We start from the raw sequence: 21,179 nt of genomic DNA, 5'->3' as shown, positions 1-21,179 counted from the left end.
GTGCGTCGGAAACGCCGGGGAGACGCCGGGCCCACCGCACCGCCCATCGCACCGCCCTCGCACCGCTCGCCGGCACCCCCGTGTCCCGGGTGCCCCCCGAGGTCCCAGGTGTCCCCGGTGTCCCTGTCGGAGCACAACCGGAACATGACACACTGGCCGGCGTGCTTCGACACGTAGGGGAGACGTGGCGTGAGTGAAAGGCGGCCGGCGCCCACCGTGGGCCAGGTGGTGCTCGGCAGACGGCTGCAGGAGCTGCGCGAGGCGGCGGGCCTCAGCCGTGAGGAGGCGGCCCGCGCGCTGCGCGTGGCCCCCGCGACCGTACGGCGCATGGAGACGGCCGAGGTCTCACTCAAAGTCCCCTACGTGCAGGTGCTGTTGGAGACCTACGGGGTGGAGGAGGCGGAGACCGACGCCTTCGTCGCACTCACCGAGGAGGCGAACCGGCCCGGTTGGTGGCAGCGGTTCCACGACGTCCTGCCGGAATGGTTCAGCCTGTACGTCAGCCTGGAGGGCGCGGCCCGCCTCATCCGTTCCTACGAACCCCACTTCGTGCCGGGCCTGTTGCAGACGGAGCGGTACGCGCGGGCCGTGCTGGAGGCCGGGACCGTCGGCCGGAGCGGCCCGGCGGCCGTCGAGCGGCACGTGTCGCTGCGCCTGGCCCGGCAGCGGCTCCTCGAAGGAACCGACCCGCCCCACCTGTGGGTCGTGATGGACGAGACGGTACTGCGCCGGCCGGTCAGCGTCGACGCCGACGTCATGTACGAGCAGGTCGACAAGCTGCTGGAACTGGCGGAGCGCGACCGGATCACCCTGCAGGTCGCGGAGTTCGCGAACGGGCCGCACTCGGGGACGTCCGCGCCGTTCTCGCTGTTCCGGTTCGCCGAACCCGAACTGCCCGACATGGTCGTCACCGAGTACCTGTCCGGCGCGCTGTACCTGGACTCGCGCCGGGAGGTCTCCGCGCACCTGGAGGTGCTCGACCACATGACGACGCACGCCGCGTCGGCGCAGCACACGAGGAAACTGCTGCGTGACGTCCGCGGCGATTTCTGACCCCGGCCCGCCGGACGCCACCGACGCCACCGGCCTTCCGGCCGTACGGCCCACCGGTCACCGGTCACCAGTCACCAGCCATCAGCCATCAGCCGTCAGTCAGGAGAAGACCGCGCATGACCGGAGCCGAGCCCGAGGCCACCGTCCGCATCGACACCAGCAGGCCGCATCCGGCACGGGTGTACGACTGGTGGCTGGGCGGCAAGGACAACTACCCCGTGGACGAGGAACTGGCCCGCAGGATCCTCGCCGTGGACGGCACGGTGCTGCGCGGGGCGCGCGCCAACCGCCGGTTCATGCAGCGGGCCGTGCGCGCGGTCGCCGAGACCGGCGTCCGCCAGTTCCTGGACATCGGCACGGGCATCCCCACCGAGCCCAACCTGCACCAGGTGGCGCAGGGCGTCGCCCCCGAGTCGCGGGTCGTCTACGCCGACAACGATCCGATCGTGCTGCGGCACGCCCAGGCGCTGCTGCACGGCTCGGCCGAGGGCGCCACCGAGTACGTGCACGCCGACGTCCGTGACGTCGACACCCTGCTGCACCGGGCGGCCGGCTTCCTGGACCTCGGGCGGCCGGTGGCGCTGTCCCTGGTCGCCCTGACCCACTACCTGGACGAGGACCCGGCGGGCGACGACGTGTACGGGCTGCTGAAGCGCTACGTCGACGCGCTCGCACCCGGCAGCCACCTGATCCTCTCCCAGGTCACCCCCGATCTGAACCCGGAGGCGATCGAGAACGCCGCGAACCACTTCCGGCGCAGCGGCACCCCCTTCCACCCCCGCTCGCTGGCGGAGTTCTCCCGCTTCTTCGAGGGCCTGGAGCTGCTGGGTCCGGGCGTGATCCCGGTCTCCGGCTGGCGGCCCGACCCCGAGGACGTCGCCCTGCAGGCGGACGGCATCGTGCCGGTGTACGCGGGCGTGGCCCGCAAGGCCTGAGACCACCGGACGCCGGGCACCGGACGCCGGGCACCGGGCCGGCCTGGAGCGGCTGCGCTCCCGGCTCACCGGCTTCGGTGCACCGTACGCGTCGGTCCTGAACGCCGTGTGCGCCACGCTGCCGGCCGCGGCACGCGGGACCGTGGGCACGTGGCTTCGGTCCGGGCACCGCCCGGGGGCACGGGCCGCCGCCGGCGGTTCACCGGGGCGGGCCGGCCGCCGGAAGGTCACGGCGGAGTTCGCCGCGCAGCCGCACCGCGTGCCGCGGCCGGTCGGTGACCAGCACGTCCACCCGGGGATCGGCGAGGAAGGCCCGCAGTCCGGCGTCGTCGTTGACCGTCCACACCAGGGTGAACAGGCCCCGCCGGGCCGCCCCGCGCAGCACGGTGGCGCGGGCCAGCCGCTGGTGGACGGCGACGCCGTGGGCCCCGCAGGCCCGCAGGCGCCGGGCCGGGAACAGTTCGCTCGCGCGGGTCCCGGCCAGCCGGGCCGTCGTGACCTCGCGGCGGTCCCGCCCCAGCGACAGGGCGGTGCGCACGCCGGGGAAGGCGCCGGTGATCGCGGCGACGGAGCGGTCCTCCAGCGTCGTGGCGACGAACCCGTCCCGGCCGAGCAGCGTCACGGCGAGGTCGATCAACTCCCGCTCGTGGCCCGTGTCCTTGAGGTCCAGGTGTCCGATCAGCCTGCCCGCCACCAGCGTCATGACCTCCTCGGCGAGGGGGACGGCGCGTCCGGTGCGCGCGCACAGCTCGGCGTAGGTGAGGCGGGAGAGCAGGGGCCCGTCGCCCGCGGCGCGCGGGTCGTGGTGGACGACGAACACGCCGTCGGCGGTGCGCCGGACGTCGAACTCGGCGTACTCGGCGCCCGAGGAGAGCGCGTCCTCGTAGGCCTCGAGGCCGGCGGCCGGCCGGTGCTCGCTGCCGCCGCGGTGGGCGGAGACGGCGGGTCGTGTCATCCCTCCTCCTCACGGACGCGGCGGACGCGGCGGATGCGGCGGATGCGACGAATATGGCGAATACGGCGGACGCGGTGGGGGCACGGCGGACGTGCCTACCCCCCGGAGATCCCGGAACCCCGGCCGGTCGCGCGGTCGGCGCGACCGGCCGGGCGCCCGGTGGCTCAGGCGAGCTTCGCGGACAGGGTGATCGGTACGGCCTTCAGGGCCTGCGAGACCGGGCAGTTGACCTTGGCCTGCTCGGCGGCGGCGACGAACGCGTCGTTGTCGAGGCCGGGTACGGTGCCCTCCACGGTGAGGTGGACGCCCGTGATGCCCTCGCCCGGCTGGAAGGTGACGTCGGCGGAGGTGACCAGCTTGGTGGGCGGGGTGCCGGCGCCGGTCAGGGCGTGCGAGAAGGCCATGGAGAAGCAGCTGGAGTGGGCGGCGGCGATCAGCTCCTCCGGGCTGGTCTTCCCGTTCGCCTCCTGGGTGCGGGCGGCCCACGTCACGGGCTGCTCGTCGATGGCACCGGAGGTGTCGAAGGTGACGACGCCGTTCCCCTCGGTCAGGCTGCCTTCCCAGACGGTGTGTGCGGAGCGCGTGGTGGCCACGGTTCTTCCTTTCGCGTGTTTCCCGTACGACGGTACGACGGGTTTCCGCGCCCATCCGATCACACTCCCGGTCACCGCACCCGGAAGACCGGCCCTCGCGGGGTGAACGGCAGCCGGCGGCCCTGCGGGACGAGGTACGCGTGCTCGCGCCGGACCCGCAGCACGTCGCACCAGCCGTCGGTGACGACGAGGACCGGCGCGTCGCGCGGGAAGTCGTCCGCCCGGTGCAGGAGGTCGATGCCGGGCTGGAGGACGGTGCCGCCGCGGCCGTGCACCCTGACCCGGCCGGCGATCTCGGCGACCGGCAGGTAGCCCGCGTCGTGCGGGGCCGCGTCGCAGAAGACGACCCGGGCGGCGGGCACGTCGCGGGCCTCGGCGTAGGAGGCGATGGCGCCGAGCGCCTTGCCGAGGAGGGTGCGGTCCATCGAGCCGGAGGTGTCCAGGACGACGCCGAAGGTGCAGCGGGGGACCTCTTCCGGCGGGAACCAGCGGCCCGCGCGCGGGATGTCCGGGGTGGCGGACTGGCGGCGGGAGGGCCGGGCGAAGGAGCGCAGCGGCTCCGGGCGGGGCACGAACTCGTCGAACCAGCGGGCCAGTCGCGCGTCCCAGGGCAGGGGCGGGTGGCTGAGCGCGCGGATCTCCTCGACGAGGCCGCCGGGCAGGTACCCGCGTTCCTGGCGCTCGTGCAGGTCGAGGCCGTGGGCGAGGCCGCGCCGGTAGAAGCCGTCGAGGTCGACGTGGTCGCGGGGCGGGCCGAGCGGGGCGCCGAGCACGTCGCCGACGCCCTTGCCGCGCGGGGTGGCCAGGCGGCGCATCCGGCGCAGGTCGCCCGCGATCCGGTCGTAGACCTCCTCGGAGGACAGGCCGGCCAGCTCCCGGTCGTGCAGCAGGCCGTCGGGCATGGTGCCGACCCGCATCTCGCGCAGCCAGCCGTTGACGACGTAGTCGCAGGCCACGTTGAAGAGGTAGGGGTCGCGGGTGCCGCAGCGGTCGCCGTGGCGCAGGGCGGCGTGCAGCAGCTCGTGGGCGAGGACGAACCGCCACTCCTCGTCCTCCAGCGTCCGCAGCGGGTTGACGTAGACCTCGCCGGCCTCCGCGTTCACGGCGGCGACGGAGATGCCGTGCGCGCGGGCGAGCTCCGCGTCGGCGACGAGTTCGATGCCGGCCGCGATGCCGCCCAGCAGCGGGTACGAGGAGACGAACCAGCTCAGCGCCTTCTCCCAGGGGCGCCGGCCCGGCTCCTCCCCGTCGAGGGCGTCGCGGCGGCCGCCCGCCACGTCCATCGCGGCGGACACGGTCCGGGTGAGGGCGGTGGCGAACGCGAGCTGCCGGTCGGGCGGCCGCGCGGAGCGCCAGGCGTCCCACGTCAGCAGCAGCTGGTCGGGTTCCGCGCCCGCCGTCCCGCAGTGCGCGTAGGCGGCCGGGAGGCCGGTGCGCCGCCAGCGGTCGGCGAGCTGCTCCTCGTCGCCGTCGGGGTAGGCGGTCGGCAGGTCGTCCGGGGCGGTGCCGACGGGGAAGGTCAGCAGGAAGCGGTTGACGACCGTGCAGCGGGCGGCCAGCTCGTACCGGTCGGGCGGGGTCCGCTCGCCCTTGGCCGCCGGAAGGTGCCCGAAGCCGAGGTGGAGGGCGGCGTGGGCGAGCGACCAGGCCCACCGGGCGGGCTCGGCGATCCGGTCGTGGCGGGCGTGGACCGTGCCGTCGGAGTCGACCCGCAGCAGGCCGGCGCGGGGCGCGAGACGGCAGTCCTCGTGGCGGCAGGTGTCGAAGTCGACGGCGGCCAGCGCCGGGTTGGCGCGCAGCAGCCGCACGCCCTCCGTGAACGCCTCACCGGCGAGGTCGCGCTTGCCGCGGCGGCCCCGGCCGCGGCTCACCGGCGCGCCTCCACCAGGCGGGGCATGTCCCGGGCCGCCTCGATCAGGAACCAGGCGGGCAGCACGGGGTTGCCGTCGTCGTCCGGGGCGATGACGCTCTGGGCGACCTCGACGGAGATCTCGGCGAGCTGCACGAGCAGCGACTTGGCGCGGTAGGCGGTCTGCCGGCCGTTCGCCGACATGTGCTCCTTGACGGCGGGGAGCTCCTTGACCAGCCGGCCGCGGAACGACTCGGCGAGGTAGTACAGCAGGTCGCGGTCCTGCGGGCGGTGGGGCCAGGGGGCGTCGCCCTTGATGACGGCCTCGATGCCGTACCGGCTGCGGACGATCTTGACGTAGCCGCAGAAGGCGGTGGCGTGCGCGGGGGTCAGCGTGCCGTGCGCGAGGACCCGCAGGGTGTCCTCGTCGAGGTCCGGGCCGAAGGAGTGCAGGGCGTCGGAGAGCATGTGCCAGGAGCGGGGCGTGGAGAAGGGCTCCTCGGTCTTCGGCGGCTTGGACCACAGGTGGTCGGGCCGGTCGGTGAGGTGGTCCAGGACCCACGGGTGGATGCCGTGGTCCACCGCCCAGGTGAGCCAGTCCGCGGCGGAGGCCTCCAGGTGGACGTGGGTGAGGCGGTTGACGAGCGCGGAGGCGATCGGGCGGGCGAGGGCGTTGTCGGTGGCCCGGTTGCCGGCGCCGATGACGATCGAGCCCTTCGGCAGTTCGTAGCTGCCGATGCGGCGGTCCAGGATCAGCGAGTAGAACGCCTTCTGCACGTCCGGGGTGGCCGCGTTCAGTTCGTCGAGGAACAGGCAGTACGGCTCGTCGCGGGCGATCGCCTCCGGCGGGCAGAACACCGAGCGCCCGTCGCGGATCTGCGGCACGCCGATCAGGTCCTCGGGGGCGAGCTGGGTGCCGAGCAGGCTCACGCACTCGAGGCCGAGGGACTCGGCGAAGTCCCGCACCAGGGAGGACTTCCCGATGCCGGGCGCGCCCCAGAGGAACACGGGCCGCACGGTGGCGAGGCCGAGCAGCAGGTCCGGGATGCGGGAGGGCGTGACGGTGACGGCTGCCTGCACGCAGTGGCTCCAGGGGGTCCGGGCGGGCGCGCGGATGCGCGGTTCCCGGACAGTGTGTGCGTACGGGCCCGTCGTCGCAGCCGGTTTTTCAGGCGGCGCGCTCCCCGGGGGCCGTCTCCAGCGGCACCTGGGGCCCGTCCGACTCGCGCAGCCAGCGGCGCAGGACGCGGTGGACCTGCTCGGCGCCGGTCAGGTCGGCTCCGTCCCCGGCCGGCGCGGACAGGGCGAGCGGGGACAGCAGGAACGGTTTCGACTGGGCGCCGCCGAGGCCGCCGTGGGAGCCGATCTGCTCCTCGAAGGCGAGGACCTCGCCGTCGGCGGGGTCGTGGAAGGAGTTGACCATGATGTCGGCGGTGTGCGGGAAGGAGTGGGTGCGGCGCACGGCCTCGACGGCGCCCGGCCCGAACCCGGCCAGCGGGCCGGGGTCCTCGTCGAGCCGGTCGACGGGGATCTCGGCGCCGTACGGGCCCAGGACCACTCCGCCGTGCTCCTCGCTGCGGACGAGGAGGAAGCCGATGCCGGGGTGGTTGGCGAGCGTGGTGAGCAGGGCGGGGTGGCGGGCGTCGATCTCCTCCTTGCTCATCCGGTGCGGCACGTCGGGGAAGGACACCAGGCCGAGGTTGCCGGAGGCGAGCACGATCGGTTCCGAGCGGGGGGCCGGGCGGTGCTGTTCGCCGCCCTCCTCGACGGGTCTGTGCAGTGCGGCCCGGACGGCCGCGCGGGCCTCGGCGCCGCTGCGGGTGCGCCGCGCCCGGCGCGGCACGGGCAGCCCGCAGCCCGCCCGGACCAGGTCGGCGAGGGTGAGGCCGTAGCGGGCGCGGAAGGTCTCGCCGGGGCTCTGCCCGTGGTCGGACAGGACGACGATGCGGTACGGCCGCGGGGCGTGCTCGGCGACGTTCTCGACGAGCGCCAGCGAGCGGTCGAGGCGGGCGAGGACCTGCTCGGTGTCGCGGCCGAGCGGCCCGGAGTGGTGGGCCACCTCGTCGTAGGCGACCAGGTCGGCGTAGACGGCGCTGCGGCCGGCCAGCATGTCGCCGGTCACGGCGGCGACGACGACGTCGCGCTCGACGACGGTCGCGAAGGCGCGGATGAACGGGTACAGACCGCCGCGGGCCACCCGCGGCCGCTGCTTGCGCAGCCGGGCGCGGGTGGACTGGACGATCTCCCGGCCGGCCTCGGCCACGAAGGACAGGGCGGTGCGGACGGCGTTGGCGGGGTCGGAGAAGTAGGCGAAGTACCCGGCCCGGGAACGGGTCGCGCGGCTGCGGCGGGTGGCGATGGACAGGACGAGGGCCTGTTCGCCGGCGCCGCCGCCGAAGAGGTTGCCGCGGCTGGCGCCGTCGGCGGAGAGCAGCCCGCCGTCGCCGGTGCGTTCCACGGCGCGGCGCTGGAGTTCGGCGGCGCTGGTGGGGCGGTTGCAGACCATCACCTCGCGGCTGTCCTTCTCGTACCAGCGGAAGGCGGGCACGTCGAAGTTGCTGCCGTGCAGGATGCCGAGCTGGCTGGCCCCGGTCTGGCTGGACCAGTCGGTGCGCCACGGGGTGAGGCGGTGGGTGGGGCGGGCCGCCGCGCCCGGTCCGGCGCCCAGCCACCTGGCGACGGTCGGCATCAGGCCCTTGCGGACGGCCGCGTCCAGCACGTCGTGGCCGACGCCGTCGAGCTGGATGAAGACGGTGCCGTGGGTGGTGGGGCAGGCGGGACGGCGGCCGCGGCGGCGGTCGGCGAGCCGGTACAGCCGGCGCCGGTAGGCCTCGTCGTCGCGGACGGCGAGGGCGCCGCCGGTGGCGGAGGCGACGGCGGACATCACGGCGGCGACGATGACGGCGGTCTCGGGGGCGGCCTCGCTCTGGCCCGACGGGTTGAGCCGCAGGGCGAGCAGCAGCAGCGAACCGTTGAGGAAGAACACCAGCAGGCCGAGGACGAGCGCCGGCACCAGCAGCAGCAGGCGGACCAGCAGCGGCCAGGCGAGCGCCGACAGCACGCCGAAGACACCGGCCCCGACGGCCGCGGTGACGGCGATGGTGGTGGCGCTGTCGCCGTCGGGCGACTGGAGCCGGAAGTCCGGCAGGATGCCCGCGAGCACCAGCATCGTGACGGTGGAGACGCCCCACACCGCGACGCTCCGCCCGGCCTGACTGACGGCCCGCCGCCAACGCCCCTGACCCACGCCTCGTACACCTCACGTCCCGGGCCGTCGTCGGCGCGGCCCTCTGCCCCATCACCTTGTCACACGGACTGTCGGCGGCGACGCCCCGACGGGAGCCGCGGGGCGCACCGCCGTCCGGGGCGGGGACAGTGCGGGGCGGGACGGTGCGGGGCGGGGACGGTGCGGGCGGTCAGCGTCCGTCGTACCCGGCCGTCGGCATCGACAGTCTGCGGTGCACCCGCGCCTTCATCTGCGCGTCGTAGGCGGGTTCGGCGACGCCCACCGTCTCCACCCGCACCCCCCGCCGCGCGCACTCCTCGGCGAACTCGTCCACGGACGACAGGGCGCTCTCCAGCACCCGCCGGCTGGGCGCGACGAAGAGGTCGACGCCGGGTCTGACCCCGTCCCACAGCACGCAGTGGTCCGGCCGCAGCCCGCGCACCAGCAGCTCGCGGCTGACGACGTAACCCCGTTCCGCGGCCCACCGCGCGCACATCGCGTGCTGACCGCGGGAATCCACCAGGAAGGGATCGGCGTCCAATTCCTCCAGCGGCGTCAGACTCGCGATCGCCGTGACCCGCACCGGTCCCATGGCGTCCCCCTCACCTCCGGGTTTCGCCGCCGACCCTACTCCTGCCCGTAGGCTTCGGGGGAGTCGCGCGAAGGGGGCGAAGAGGTGTCGGTGGAGATCACGTGGTGGGGTCACGCCACCTGCACGATCACGGATTCGGACGTCCGTGTGCTGACCGATCCCCTGTTCGCCCGCCGGCTCGCGCATCTGCGCCGGCGCCGGGGGGCGCCGCCCCCGCCCGACGCCTGGCGCGCGGACGTGGCGCTCGTGTCGCACCTGCACTCCGATCATCTGCACGTTCCCTCGCTGGCGCGCCTCGCGCCGGGCACGCGCCTGCTGGTGCCCCGGGGCGCGCCGCGCGCCGTCCCGGGCCTGCGGCGCCTGCGCCACCTGCGGCTGACCGAGGTGGCGCCCGGGGACGAGACGACCCTCGGTGACCTGCGCGTACGGGTCGTGTCCGCGCGGCACGACGGGCGGCGGCTGCCGGTCGGCCGGCACCGCTCCCCCGCGCTCGGGTACGTCGTGGAGGGCGAGTCGCGGACGTACTTCGCCGGGGACACCGGCCTGTTCGACTCGATGGCCGAGGAGGTGGGGCCGGTCGAGGTGGCGCTGCTGCCGGTGGGCGGCTGGGGCCCGTACCTCGGTGAGGGGCACCTGGACGCGGGCCGGGCCGCGCAGGCGCTGGCCCGGCTGGCGCCGCGCAGTGCGGTGCCGGTGCACTACGGCACGTACTGGCCGATCGGGATGGACGCCGTGCGCCCCCACGAGTTCCACGCGCCGGGCGAGGAGTTCGTGCGCCTGGCGGCCGAGCGCGCGCCGGACGTGGTGGTGCACCGGCTCGGGCACGGGGAGAGCGTGCGCCCCGAGGTCGCGCGGTGACGCCGCTGACCACCGTCACGACGGTCGTACCGACGGAGTCCACGCAGCAGGCGTTCGGCTACCCGTCCCTGTTCCTGCTGGTGCTGATCGGCGCGCTGGTGCCGGTGGTGCCGACGGGGGCGCTGGTGAGTTCGGCGGCCGTGGTCGCCTTCCACCAGACGGCGCCGTTCGCGCTGGCCCTGGTGTTCGCGACGGCGTCGCTGGCCGCGTTCTGCGGGGACGTCGGGCTGTACTGGCTGGGCCGGCGCGGGATGCGGTCGAAGAACGGTTCGCGCTGGCTGGCGGCGATCCGGTCGCGGGCGCCGGAGGAGCGGCTCGCGCGGGCCCAGGAGAAGCTCGCCGACCACAGCACGGCCGTCCTCGTGCTGTCCCGGCTGGTGCCCGCGGGCCGCATCCCGGTGATGCTGGCCTGCCTGATGGCCGAGTGGCCGCTGCGCCGGTTCGCCCGGGGCGACCTGCCGGCCTGCCTGGCGTGGGCGGTGACCTACCAGTTGATCGGCATCCTCGGCGGTTCCCTGTTCCCCGAGCCGTGGGAGGGCGTCGTGGCGGCGGTCGCCCTGACACTGGTGATCGGCGCGGTACCGGGTCTGTGGCGCAGGCTGCGGGAGCGGTCGACGGGGTGAGCACCGGGGGCGCGGGGGCGCAGGCCGCACGCCCGAGCCGCACCCACCCCCACCCTCGCCCGGCTCTCTCCCCCCGTCCCCCCGCCCCCCGTCCCCCGTCCCCCGTCTCCGTTTCCTCGCCTCCACCTCCCCCTCCCCCTCCCGTCTCCCCGCCCGAGCCCGGCGCGGCGCTACAGCACCCGTGAGCCGCCCACCGCCAGGTCCCACAGGTCCTCGCGGGGCAGGCCGGCCTCGGCCCAGGCGGCGCGGACGCGGAGGAGGGGTTCGAGGACGGGTTCGGCGGACAGGACGAAGGTGCCCCAGTGCATGGGTGCCATCCGGCGTGCCCCCAGGTCGCGCGCCGCCCGTACCGCCTCCTCCGGGTCGCAGTGGACGTCGCGGAGCCACCAGCGGGGTTCGTAGGCGCCGACGGGCAGCAGCGCGAGGTCGATCCCGGGGTAGCGCTGCCCGATGCGGGAGAACCAGTGGCCGTAGCCCGTGTCGCCCGCGAAGTGGACGCGGTGCCCGTCGGCGTCGGTGAGCACCCAGCCGCCCCACAGGGTGCGGCAGGTGTCGGTGAGGCTGCGCTTGGACCAGTGGTGGGCCGGCACGAAGTCGAAGCGCACTCCGGACAGTTCGGCCGCCTCCCACCAGTCCAGCTCGGTGACGCGGGTGAACCGGCGGCGCCGGAACCAGCGGCCGAGCCCGGCGGGCACGAACACCGCGGTGTCGCGCGGGAGTCGGCGCAGGGTGGGGGCGTCGAGGTGGTCGTAGTGGTTGTGGCTGATGACGACGGCGTCAACGGGCGGCAGGTCCTCCCAGGGGACGCCGACGGGAGTGACGCGGGCCGGGGTGCCGATGATGCGGCGGGACCAGACCGGGTCGGTCAGGACGGTCAGCCCGCCGATCCGCACCACCCAACTGGCGTGCCCCGCCCAGGTGACGGCGACGGTGCGGGTGTCGACGCGGGGCAGCGGGCCGGGCTCGAAGGGCAGGAGCGGGACGTCGGCGAGGCCTTCCTTCCCGGGCCGCACGGCGCCTTCGCGGGCGAAGCGGGCGAGGGCCCTGAGGCCGGGCAGCGGGGCGGTCAGCCGGTCGTGGAAGGTGCGCGGCCACTCCCGGGGTTCGCCGAGCGGGCGCGGCTCGGCGAGCGGCGGGACGGGGGAGGTCACGGGGGACTCGACCGGCGGGGCGCCGGTGTCCCGTACGGGCGCGGGGGTGGTCGACTCGGACTGCTGCGTCATCGAGGAGGCTCCCATCGCTGAGCGTCGTCACGGAGGTCGTCGAGGACCGACTTCAGGCGGACCAGGGCGCGTTGCACGTGCGGCAGTTCCAACGGGTCGGGGGACGTGAGGCATTCCGTGCGCTGCGCGGGCGTGCTGCCGAGCAGCATGCCCGTGGAGAGCCGTACGCGCGGCGCGCCGAGGTCGTCGCCGAAGCGGTGGCCGCCCGGCGCGGGCATGCCGAGCCGGGCGGTGAGGAGGTCCTCCAGGTCCTGCGCGTCGCCGGCGCCCCGCGCGGCCGACTCCTCGCGCAGCGGCCCGAGGTCGACGTAGAGGTGGCGGCCGGCGCGCGGCGGCAGCGCGAGGGCGCCCGCGGCGACGACGGCGCCGTGCGCGGCGGCGGCCACGCGCGCGTGCAGCCGTACGGCGGTCTCGACGCGCGTGGTGACGGGCTCGGGTTCGGTCAGCGCGAAGGCGGCGGCCGCGGCGACGGGGGCGGCGACGCGCGCGTCGAGCGCGGTGAGGACGTCGAGCACGCGCGCGTGGAGGTCGTCCCCGCCGGCGGTGGCGGGGAGGCGGGCGACGGCGGCGGGCCAGCCGGTGGGCAGCAGGGCGCCCGCGAGGTCGCTGACGACGGTGACCCGGTCGGGCAGCATCTCGGCGGGGCCGACCAGGACGGTCTCGTGCGGGGCGTGCAGGGTGTCGCGCCAGGTCTCGTCGCTGATCAGGTGCAGGCCCTCGCCGGCGGCGGCCTCCACGGCCTCGTGCAGCACCTCGGGCGGGGCGACGGTGGCCGTGGGGTCGTCGGCGACGGACAGCACCAGCAGTCGCGGGTCGCCGCCCTCGGCGCGGACCCGGCGCACGGTCTCCAGGAGGGCGTAGGGGTCGGGGACGCCGCCGCACTCGGCGGGGGTGGGCACGTGGAAGACGGGCCGCCCCAGCAGGCGGGCGTACGGCGCCCACCAGGCCGCGCAGGGCCTCGGCACGAGGACGTCGCCGCCGAGGGCGGCGGTCAGCGCGACCAGCAGGGCGGGGGCGCCGGGTCCCGCCACGACCCGCTCCGGCCCGGTGGGGGCGCCGCGCCGTTCCCAGTAGCCGCAGGCGGCGTCCAGGAGGGCGCGGCCGCCGCCGACGGGTTCGCCCTCGGGGCGTTCGGCCGCCGCGGCGAGGACGGCGGCGAGGTCGGGCAGTACGGGCAGGCCGTCCGCGGGCAGCTCCGGCCCGAAGCGGACGGGGCCGTGCCCTTCCGGTTCCGTGCCCCGCATGCCGTCCTCCGCGCCGTCGGTGCCTGGTGCCCTGTGCCGCAGGCCGCCGGACCCGCGGTGCGGCGGCGGGACGTCGTCCGTGGTCCGGGTGGTGCGGGACGGGTCGTCCGGGGCCGGGCGGGCCCTCGGGGGACGAGTACCCCGTGTGCCGTCGCCCCATGGCAGCGGGCCGGGGCCGTGCCGCCCGCCCGGCGGGCCGGCCGGGGTCAGACGCCCGCCGTACGGTCCCGGCGGCGCAGCCGGTGGACGGCCGCGCCGAGTGCGCCGGCGATGAGCAGCCCGCCGGTGACCAGGGCGGGCACGGAGTCGGTGAAGGTGCCGCCGGCGCCGGCCCGTACGCCGTGCTGGACGGCGGCACCGGGACAGGCGGCACCGTGCGACGCGCTGTCGCGGGAGGCGGTGTCGTGCGACGTGCTGTCGTGGGGGGCGGCACCGTGCGGCGTGGTGCCCCAGGGGGCGGTGTCGCGGGAGGTGGTGCAGGGCTGGGGCGCGGGGCGGGTGGGGCAGGGAGCGGGGTGGCCGGAGGCGCACGGCGGGGACGGGGGCGTGGCGCAGGCCGTGGGGTGCGCGGGGGCGCAGCTCGGGACGCCGGGGCCCGCGTCACCGCCCGCGCCGCCGCTCGTGCCACCACCCGCACCGCCTGCACCGCCCGCACCGCCTGCACCGCCGCTCGTGCCACCACCCGCACCGCCGCCCGTGCGGGGGACGTCGTAGGTGGCGCTCCAGGGGCTGCCCTGGCCGCCGGGCGGTGCCGGGCAGGTGCCGTCGACGGTCCAGGCGGAGTCCGCTCCGGCCGCGTCGGCCGGTACGTCGAGGTCCGCGGCCGGGGCGATCCGGGCGGTGCCCCGGTAGGCGGGGCCGGTCAGTTCGTCGCCGCCGGGCTCCAGGGTCAGCTCGGCGGTGCCTTCCTCGAAGGCGTCCGAGGCGGCGTCGATGGTCCGGGGGGCGGGCGCGCCGAGGGGGTCGCAGGTGACGGTGACGGTGACGCTGCCCCCCGGAGCGGCCGTGGCCGGGCTGATCTCCGCCGCCGGGTCCGCGGACGCGGCCGGGGCGACGCCGGCCAGTACGGCACCGGCCAGGGCGGCGACGGACAGGACACGGGCGGTGGGGCGCATGGGACGGCTCCTTCGGCCGACGGCTGCGAGGCACATGTCCGTGCCTCCCGGCCATCACAGCCCGCGCGGTCCGCCACCGCCCGTGGCCGCGGTCCATTGGCGGGACGGCCGCACCCGATCGGGTGAGGGGCGTGGCGCGGGGGAGGCGGCGGGCGCGGCGGGCGGCCCCGCACGCTTCGGCCCAGGTTTTCCGGCCGGGTGCGGGGTCACCCGGAGGGGACCGGACGATTCCGTGCCGTCCCACGCCCCGGGGAGGATCCCGCCATGACCACCAAGGTCTCCGACCACGTCCTGCGCCGGCTGCGCGAATGGGGTGTGGAGCAGGTCTTCGGCTATCCCGGTGACGGGATCAACGGGCTGCTCGCCGCCTGGGGACGGGCCGACGACCAGCCGCGTTTCGTGCAGTCCCGGCACGAGGAGATGTCCGCGTTCCAGGCGGTGGGCTACGCCAAGTTCAGCGGCCGGCTGGGCGTGTGCGCGGCGACCTCGGGGCCGGGCGCCGTCCACCTGCTCAACGGCCTGTACGACGCGAAGCTCGACCACGTCCCGGTGCTGGCGATCGTCGGCCAGACGCACCGCAGCGCGATGGGCGGCTCGTACCAGCAGGAGATCGACCTGCACTCCCTCTTCAAGGACGTCGCCTCGGACTTCGTGGAGACGGTGACGGTCCCCGAGCAGTTGCCGAACGTCCTGGACCGGGCGATCCGGACCGCGTACGCCCGCCGTTGCCCGACCGCGGTCATCATCCCCGGCGACGTGCAGGAGCTGGACTACGCGCCGCCCACCCACGAGTTCAAGATGGTGCCCTCCAGCCTGGACCTCGGCGAGTGGACGACCGTCGCCTCGGAGGAGTCGCTGCGGCGGGCGGCGGAGGTCCTCGACTCCGGCGACAAGGTGGCGATCCTGGTCGGGCAGGGCGCGGCGGGGGCCCGCGCGGAGGTGGAGCGGATCGCCGAACTGCTCGGCGCGGGCGTGGCCAAGGCGCTGCTCGGCAAGGACGTCCTCAGCGACGAACTCCCCTACGTCACCGGCTCGATCGGCCTGCTCGGCACGCGTCCGTCGTACGAGCTGATGCGGGACTGCGACACGCTGCTGACGATCGGGTCCTCCTTCCCGTACTCGCAGTTCCTGCCGGAGTTCGGCAAGGCGCGGGGTGTGCAGATCGACCTCGATCCGCACATGGTGGGGATGCGGTACCCGTACGAGGTGAACCTGGTCGGTGACGCGCGGGACACACTGCGGCGGCTGATCCCGATGCTGACGTCGGAGGAGACGCGGGGCCGCGAGTGGTTCGACACGGTGTGCGACAACGTCCGCACCTGGCGGGACGTGCTGGACCGGCGGGCGCGGGTGCCGGCCGACCCGGTCAACCCCGAGTACGTGGCGCGGGCCCTGGACCCGCTGCTGCCGGACGACGCGATCGTCACCTCCGACTCGGGTTCGGTGGCGAACTGGTACGCGCGGCACCTGACCATGCGCGGCGACATGCGCGGCTCGCTGTCCGGCACGCTGGCGACGATGGGCTGCGGGGTGCCGTACGCGATCGGCGCGAAGTTCGCCCATCCGGACCGGCCGGTGATCGCGCTGGTCGGGGACGGGGCGATGCAGATGAACGGGCTGGCGGAGCTGATCACGGCGGCGAAGTACCAGGACCGCTGGGCCGACCGGCGGCTGGTGGTCGCCGTGTGGAACAACCGGGACCTCAACCAGGTGACGTGGGAGATGCGGGCCATGGGGGGCGCCCCGTCGTTCCTGCCGTCGCAGGAGCTGCCGGACGTGGGGTACGCGGCGTTCGCCCGCGGCCTCGGGCTGACCGGGGTGCGGGTGGAGAGGCCGGAGGACGTGACGGCGGCCTGGCGCACGGCGCTGGAGGCGGACGGGCCGGCGGTCGTGGAGTTCCTCACCGACCCGGCGGTGCCGCCGGTGCCGCCGCACGCGACGTGGGAGCAGCTGGAGTCGACGGCCGCGGCGGTCCTGCGGGGCGACGCGGACGGGGGCGCGGTGATCAGGCAGGGGGTCATGGCGAAGATCCAGGAGTTCCTGCCGGGGCGCGGGCGGAGGTGACCGCGTCCGCGACTTCGGCGGCGGACGCCCCGTGTCGGTTCCGGCCCCTCGGGTACGCGGAGGGCCTGCACGCGAGAAACCCGAGAAACCCGAGAAGACCGAGGAATTCCAGGGACCCGAGAAATCCGAGAAATCCGAGGAAGTGGAGGGAGACATGCAGCGAGGCAGCGACCGGCTGAGTGTCCACCGGGACGACGAGATGAAGCACGAGCTGCAGGGCCTGCTGAGGTCCGGGCACCCCACGCGGTCGGAGGAATGGCACGACCCCGAGCCGTCCGCGGAGGACGATCCGCAGGTGTGGGGCGGGCCGGTGGTGCCGGGGGACGCGCGGGCGTCGCTGGCGACGGTGCGGCTGGAACTGGCGCGCATCCTGGGCCGCAGCTCGTTCCCCGCGGGCCCTCAGGAGCTGGCGGGGACCCTGCGCCGCAAGAACGCGCCGGACGCGCTCGTCGAGGCGGTGCGGCGGCTGCCGCACAAGGAGCGCTACGCCACCGTGCAGGAGCTGGCCGAGACCCTGACCGGGAGCGGTGCCTGAGCGCGGACACCGGGAGTGCGGGCACCAGGAGCGGACATACCCAGGAAAGGACGTTGAACGATCATGCGCATCGCGTTTCTGACGGCCCCCGAGGGGGTCGAGCAGGTGGAGCTGACCGACCCCTGGAAGGCGGCGGTGGACGCGGGACACGAGCCCGTGCTGGTGTCGACCGGGCCGGGTGAGGTCCAGGCCTTCGATCACCTCGACAAGGCGGACACCTTCCCCGTCGACGAGGTGGTCGGCGAGGCCTCGGCGGACTCCTTCGGCGGTCTGGTCCTGCCGGGCGGGGTCGCGAACCCCGACTTCCTGCGCGCCGACGACAAGGCGGTGGCGTTCGTCAGGGCGTTCTTCGAGCAGGGCCGGCCGGTCGCCGCGATCTGCCACGCCCCGTGGACGCTGATCGAGGCGGACGTCGTCCGCGGCCGGGTGCTGACCTCCTGGCCGAGCCTGCGGACCGACGTCCGCAACGCCGGCGGCGACTGGGTCGACGAGCAGGTCAAGGTCTGCGACCACGGCCCGAACAAGCTCGTGACCAGCCGCAAGCCGGACGACCTGAAGGCGTTCTGCGAGACCTTCCTGGAGGTGTTCGCCCGGGAGGCCGCCTGAGCGGCTCCGCGCACCGCGGCCCCGGCGGGTTCAGACCCGGCCGGGGCCGTTCGCCGTGCCGGGGCCCCACTTGCCGACGGGGGTGCCGGGGTTGCCGACGGACGTGCCCGGGCGTTCGGTGCCGTCGGCCCGGCCGGCGCGCTCCCGGGCGCCGTCGCGGGTGCGGCCGGGCGAGACGAAGCGGCGCGGGTTGCGGCGCAGGTACTCGCCCTCCAGCTTCGCCATCCGGTCGTTGTGGGCGCGCAGGGCGTCGTTCGAGCCGTACAGCAGGGTGTCGTGGCGGGTGCGGTGGATCGTCTCCAGCTCTTTCATGAGCTGCTGGTCGTCCAGCCGGTCGGGGTCGACTCCGGTCATCGTGGTACCCCACTCGTCGTGTGCGTCCATGGGGTCCGGGTACCCGCCCGCGCGGCACGGACGTCCGGCCGGCAATCCGGGAGGGGCCATGGATCTCGCGTCCTTGAGTCCACTGTACGAACAATCCGGCTCCCGGGCCTCCGGCTGCGGCGGGCGTGCGGACCTTCCCCGGCCCGCCCGGGCCCGCCCTCCGACCCTCGCCGGCCCGCCCGGGCCCGCCCTCCGGCCTTCGCCGGCCCTTCCCGGGTGGCGGCAGGCCCCGGCCGCTACCGGACGCGCTCCACGCGGCGCTCGTCCCACACCGGCTCCGGGGTCTCGCGGACCCGGCCGTCGCTGCCGAAGACCAGGTAGCGGTCGAAGGAGCGGGCGAACCAGCGGTCGTGGGTGACGGCGAGGACCGTGCCCTCGAAGGCCTCGAGCCCCTCCTGGAGCGCTTCGGCGGAATCCAGGTCGAGGTTGTCGGTCGGCTCGTCGAGGAGGAGGGCGGTGACCCCCTCCAGTTCCAGCAGCAGGATCTGGAAGCGGGCCTGCTGCCCGCCGGACAGCCGCTCGAAGGCCTGCTCGGCCTGCTGGGTCAGCTCGTAGCGGCGCAGCCGGGACATGGCGGCGCCGCGGTCCTGGGAGTGCTCCTGCCACAGGATGTCCAGGAGCGTGCGGCCCAGCAGCTCCGGGTGGGCGTGGGTCTGGGCGAAGTGGCCGGGGACGACCCGCGCCCCCAGTCTCCACTCCCCCGTGTGGGCGACGGTGTCGCCGGCCAGCAGGCGCAGGAAGTGCGACTTGCCGGAGCCGTTGGAGCCGAGGACGGCGACCCGCTCGCCGTAGAAGACCTCCAGGTCGAAGGGCTTCATCAGGCCGGTCAGTTCGAGGCCCTTGCAGGTGACGGCCCGCACGCCGGTGCGGCCGCCCCTGAGGCGCATGGTGATGTCCTGCTCGCGCGGCGGCTCGGGCGGCGGGCCCGCCTCCTCGAACTTGCGCAGACGGGTCTGGGCGGCCGCGTAGCGGGAGGCCATCTCGTGGCTGACGGAGGCCGCCTGCCGCAGGTTCAGGACGAGCTTCTTCAGCTGGGCGTGCTTCTCGTCCCAGCGGCGGCGCAGTTCCTCGAAACGGGCGAAGCGTTCGCGGCGGGCCTCGTGGTAGGTGGCGAAGCCGCCGCCGTGCACCCAGGCGTCGGCGCCGGCCGGTCCCGGCTCCACGGAGACGATCTTCTCCGCGGCGCGGGAGAGGAGTTCGCGGTCGTGGGAGACGAACAGGACCGTCTTGCGGGTCTCCTTCAGCCGCTCCTCCAGCCACCGCTTGCCCGGCACGTCGAGGTAGTTGTCGGGTTCGTCGAGCAGCAGCACCTCGTCGGTGCCGCGCAGCAGCGCCTCCAGCACCAGACGCTTCTGCTCGCCGCCGGACAGGGTGCGCACCTGGCGGAACTGGGCCTTGTCGTAGGGCACGCCGAGGGCGGCCGTGGTGCAGATGTCCCACAGCGTCTCGGCCTCGTACCCGTGCGCCTCGGCCCAGTCGGACAGGGCCTGCGCGTAGTTCATCTGCGCGGCCTCGTCGTCCACGGTCATGATCGCGTGCTCCGCCGCGTCGACGGCCTTCGCGGCCTCCCGGATGCGCGGTGAGGACACCGACACCAGCAGGTCCCGTACGGTCGTCTCGTCCCGTACGGAGCCCACGAACTGGCGCATCACGCCGAGCCCGCCGCCGACGGTGACGGTGCCGCCGTGCGGTTTCAGCTCGCCGGAGATCAGCCGCAGCAGGGTCGTCTTGCCGGCGCCGTTGGGTCCGACCAGGGCCACGACGGCCCCTTCGCCCACCCGGAAGGACACGTCGCCGAGCAACGCCCTCCCGTCGGGGAGGTAGTACTCGAGGTGCGCGGCTTCCAGATGTCCCATGGGGGTGCATTGTGCTGGCCGTCCGCGGGATGCGGCAAACCCGTATCGCTTCCCCGCCGGCGCCGCCCCCGCGGGCCGGCGGCGGCACCCCGCCCGCCCGGAGGCCGCGCCCGGGGTCCGCCCCAGGGGGCCGGGACCGGACCGCCGCGCTTCCACGACGACAGGTCAGTCCATCATTCGGAACGAACTGTCTCACCATGCGGTTGCGGGCGTACGGTGACACGCATCAGCCCCCGGGCTCCGCGGAGCCCGGGGACCGGACCGTGAGGAAAGGGCCGAGCCATGCCGGAAGCCCGGGAGACCGCCGTCTACACGCACGGACACCACGAGTCGGTGCTGCGGTCGCACACCTGGCGGACCGCCGCCAACTCCGCGGCGTACCTGCTCGGTTCACTGAAGCCGCACATGAGGATCCTGGACGTCGGCTGCGGTCCGGGCACCATCACCGCCGACCTGGCCGCCCTCGTCCCCGACGGCCACGTCACCGGCGTCGACCACGCGGCCGGCGTCCTGGAGCAGGCGCGGGCCACGGCCGCCGGCCGCGGTCTGACCAACGTCGACTTCGCGGTCGCCGACGTGCACGCCCTGGACCACCCGGACGACACGTTCTGCGTGGTCCACGCCCATCAGGTGCTCCAGCACGTCGGCGACCCCGTGCGGGCGCTGCGCGAGATGCGGCGGGTGACCAGGCCGGGCGGGTACGTCGCCGTCCGCGACGCGGACTACGCGGCCATGACCTGGTATCCGGCCTCGGCCGGGATGGACGACTGGCTGGACCTCTACCGCACGGTGGCCCGCGCCAACGGCGGGGAACCCGACGCCGGACGCCGGCTGAAGGCCTGGGCGCGGGAGGCGGGCTTCACGGACGTCACGGCCACCTCCGCCACCTGGACGTTCAGCACCGCCGGGGAGCGGGCCTGGTGGAGCGGCCTGTGGGCCGACCGCACCCTGGCCTCCGCCTACGCGGAACGGGCCGTCGGGGGCGGGCACGCCGACGCGGAACGGCTGAGGGCCGTGTCCGAGGCCTGGCGGGAATGGGGACGGCGCGACGACGGCTGGTTCGCCGTCCTGCACGGGGAGATTCTGTGCAAAAAGGACGCCTGAACCGGTCATTCCGGGAAACCCGGACAGCAGGAGGTTCGAGACTATGGTTCCCATCCTGCTGGTACTGCTTCTGGTGCTGATTCTCTTCGGTGCCGGATTCGCGGTGAAAGTGCTCTGGTGGATCGCGATCGCGGTTCTGGTCATCTGGCTCCTGGGATTCCTGATGCGCGGAACCACCTCGGCGGGAGGCCGGGGCCGCTGGTACAGGTGGTGAATCGGCTCCGGGAACGTTCACCGGCGTGGGGGGGGGGCGGGGCGGGGGGGGGGGGGGCGGGGGGGGGGGGGCCGGCCCCGGGCGGGCGCCGCGCGGGCGCGCCCCGCCCCCCGCGCACGGGGACGGCGCCCCCGGCCCGCCCCGCGCGCC

20 protein-coding genes are annotated in these 21,179 nt (G+C 75.1%); 9 read left to right on the top strand and 11 right to left on the bottom strand.

Annotated features, from left to right (window positions below; genetic code table 11):
- The first annotated feature begins 189 nt into the window (after nucleotides 1-189).
- On the top strand, nucleotides 190-1,053 hold the full coding sequence (locus tag ACF09K_RS31800; RefSeq protein ID WP_392248788.1) for a helix-turn-helix domain-containing protein: 864 nt from the start codon (nucleotides 190-192) through the stop codon (nucleotides 1,051-1,053).
- Nucleotides 1,054-1,169: 116 nt separating this feature from the next.
- Nucleotides 1,170-1,988 carry an SAM-dependent methyltransferase gene (locus ACF09K_RS31795; protein WP_392248787.1) on the top strand — a complete coding sequence of 273 codons (819 nt, stop codon included), beginning with the start codon at nucleotides 1,170-1,172 and terminating at the stop codon, nucleotides 1,986-1,988.
- A gap of 199 nt (nucleotides 1,989-2,187) precedes the next feature.
- Here the strand turns inward: ACF09K_RS31795 and ACF09K_RS31790 are convergent, their stop codons facing one another.
- The 6 genes from ACF09K_RS31790 to ACF09K_RS31765 all read right to left on the bottom strand — a co-directional run bounded on the left by ACF09K_RS31790 (nucleotide 2,188) and on the right by ACF09K_RS31765 (nucleotide 9,203).
- Entirely contained in the window at nucleotides 2,188-2,943 is a 756-nt protein-coding gene (locus ACF09K_RS31790) for a glycerophosphodiester phosphodiesterase family protein (protein ID WP_392248786.1), read from the bottom strand.
- Between the two features lie 164 nt (nucleotides 2,944-3,107).
- Nucleotides 3,108-3,536, bottom strand: a complete 429-nt coding sequence (locus ACF09K_RS31785) for an OsmC family protein (protein WP_392248785.1) — start codon at nucleotides 3,534-3,536, stop codon at nucleotides 3,108-3,110.
- Between the two features lie 71 nt (nucleotides 3,537-3,607).
- Nucleotides 3,608-5,407, bottom strand: a complete 1,800-nt coding sequence (locus ACF09K_RS31780; protein WP_392248784.1) for a hypothetical protein — start codon at nucleotides 5,405-5,407, stop codon at nucleotides 3,608-3,610.
- Nucleotides 5,404-6,465, bottom strand: a complete 1,062-nt coding sequence (locus tag ACF09K_RS31775) for an ATP-binding protein (protein WP_392248783.1) — start codon at nucleotides 6,463-6,465, stop codon at nucleotides 5,404-5,406. Before ACF09K_RS31775 ends, ACF09K_RS31780 begins: the two co-directional genes overlap by 4 nt.
- Before the next feature lie 88 nt (nucleotides 6,466-6,553).
- On the bottom strand, nucleotides 6,554-8,632 hold the full coding sequence (locus ACF09K_RS31770) for a phage holin family protein (protein WP_392248782.1): 2,079 nt from the start codon (nucleotides 8,630-8,632) through the stop codon (nucleotides 6,554-6,556).
- Nucleotides 8,633-8,801: 169 nt separating this feature from the next.
- A complete protein-coding gene (locus ACF09K_RS31765) occupies nucleotides 8,802-9,203 on the bottom strand; it encodes a hypothetical protein (RefSeq protein ID WP_366061483.1) in 402 nt (133 codons plus the stop codon).
- 84 nt (nucleotides 9,204-9,287) lie between these two features.
- Here ACF09K_RS31765 and ACF09K_RS31760 point away from each other — a divergent pair, with 84 nt between their 5' ends.
- Both ACF09K_RS31760 and ACF09K_RS31755 read left to right on the top strand, forming a co-directional pair.
- Nucleotides 9,288-10,061 (top strand): MBL fold metallo-hydrolase, encoded by a 774-nt coding sequence (locus ACF09K_RS31760; protein WP_392248781.1) that lies wholly within the window; start codon nucleotides 9,288-9,290, stop codon nucleotides 10,059-10,061.
- On the top strand, nucleotides 10,058-10,684 hold the full coding sequence (locus ACF09K_RS31755) for a DedA family protein (RefSeq protein ID WP_392248780.1): 627 nt from the start codon (nucleotides 10,058-10,060) through the stop codon (nucleotides 10,682-10,684). Before ACF09K_RS31760 ends, ACF09K_RS31755 begins: the two co-directional genes overlap by 4 nt.
- A gap of 170 nt (nucleotides 10,685-10,854) precedes the next feature.
- Here ACF09K_RS31755 and ACF09K_RS31750 read toward each other — a convergent pair whose 3' ends face one another.
- The 3 genes from ACF09K_RS31750 to ACF09K_RS31740 form a co-directional block, all read right to left on the bottom strand.
- On the bottom strand, nucleotides 10,855-11,907 hold the full coding sequence (locus tag ACF09K_RS31750) for an MBL fold metallo-hydrolase (RefSeq protein WP_392248779.1): 1,053 nt from the start codon (nucleotides 11,905-11,907) through the stop codon (nucleotides 10,855-10,857).
- The gene (locus ACF09K_RS31745; protein ID WP_392248778.1) at nucleotides 11,904-13,151 is read right to left on the bottom strand and encodes an aminotransferase class I/II-fold pyridoxal phosphate-dependent enzyme; all 1,248 of its coding nucleotides are present in this window, start codon (nucleotides 13,149-13,151) and stop codon (nucleotides 11,904-11,906) included. The genes ACF09K_RS31750 and ACF09K_RS31745 overlap by 4 nt, the downstream gene beginning before the upstream one ends.
- A gap of 206 nt (nucleotides 13,152-13,357) precedes the next feature.
- Nucleotides 13,358-14,266, bottom strand: coding sequence for a hypothetical protein (locus ACF09K_RS31740; RefSeq protein ID WP_392248777.1), 909 nt, complete (start codon nucleotides 14,264-14,266; stop codon nucleotides 13,358-13,360).
- A gap of 264 nt (nucleotides 14,267-14,530) precedes the next feature.
- On the opposite strand from ACF09K_RS31740, the gene ACF09K_RS31735 reads away from it, so the two are divergent.
- From ACF09K_RS31735 to ACF09K_RS31725, 3 genes are all read left to right on the top strand, one after another.
- Nucleotides 14,531-16,330, top strand: coding sequence for a thiamine pyrophosphate-requiring protein (locus tag ACF09K_RS31735; protein ID WP_392248776.1), 1,800 nt, complete (start codon nucleotides 14,531-14,533; stop codon nucleotides 16,328-16,330).
- Nucleotides 16,331-16,484: 154 nt separating this feature from the next.
- Nucleotides 16,485-16,865, top strand: coding sequence for a DUF2795 domain-containing protein (locus ACF09K_RS31730; RefSeq protein WP_392248775.1), 381 nt, complete (start codon nucleotides 16,485-16,487; stop codon nucleotides 16,863-16,865).
- A 63-nt stretch (nucleotides 16,866-16,928) separates the two neighbouring features.
- Nucleotides 16,929-17,471: a type 1 glutamine amidotransferase domain-containing protein gene (locus ACF09K_RS31725; RefSeq protein ID WP_392248774.1), complete on the top strand. Its 543-nt coding sequence runs from the start codon at nucleotides 16,929-16,931 to the stop codon at nucleotides 17,469-17,471.
- A 30-nt stretch (nucleotides 17,472-17,501) separates the two neighbouring features.
- Here ACF09K_RS31725 and ACF09K_RS31720 read toward each other — a convergent pair whose 3' ends face one another.
- Nucleotides 17,502-17,855: a DUF6158 family protein gene (locus ACF09K_RS31720; protein WP_392248773.1), complete on the bottom strand. Its 354-nt coding sequence runs from the start codon at nucleotides 17,853-17,855 to the stop codon at nucleotides 17,502-17,504.
- 236 nt (nucleotides 17,856-18,091) lie between these two features.
- On the bottom strand, nucleotides 18,092-19,711 hold the full coding sequence (locus ACF09K_RS31715) for an ATP-binding cassette domain-containing protein (protein ID WP_392248772.1): 1,620 nt from the start codon (nucleotides 19,709-19,711) through the stop codon (nucleotides 18,092-18,094).
- A gap of 282 nt (nucleotides 19,712-19,993) precedes the next feature.
- Between ACF09K_RS31715 and ACF09K_RS31710 the strand changes: the two genes are divergently transcribed.
- Both ACF09K_RS31710 and ACF09K_RS31705 read left to right on the top strand, forming a co-directional pair.
- The gene (locus ACF09K_RS31710; protein ID WP_392248771.1) at nucleotides 19,994-20,815 is read left to right on the top strand and encodes a methyltransferase domain-containing protein; all 822 of its coding nucleotides are present in this window, start codon (nucleotides 19,994-19,996) and stop codon (nucleotides 20,813-20,815) included.
- A 43-nt stretch (nucleotides 20,816-20,858) separates the two neighbouring features.
- Nucleotides 20,859-21,029 carry a hydrophobic protein gene (locus ACF09K_RS31705; protein ID WP_392248770.1) on the top strand — a complete coding sequence of 57 codons (171 nt, stop codon included), beginning with the start codon at nucleotides 20,859-20,861 and terminating at the stop codon, nucleotides 21,027-21,029.
- The last annotated feature ends 150 nt before the right edge of the window (nucleotides 21,030-21,179 follow it).

Origin of the sequence: Streptomyces sp. NPDC014882 (assembly GCF_043081325.1) — a bacterium.
GTDB lineage: Bacteria > Actinomycetota > Actinomycetes > Streptomycetales > Streptomycetaceae > Streptomyces.
The sequence above is the reverse complement of the archived record's forward strand: the minus strand, read 5'-3'. Positions and strand labels throughout refer to the sequence as shown.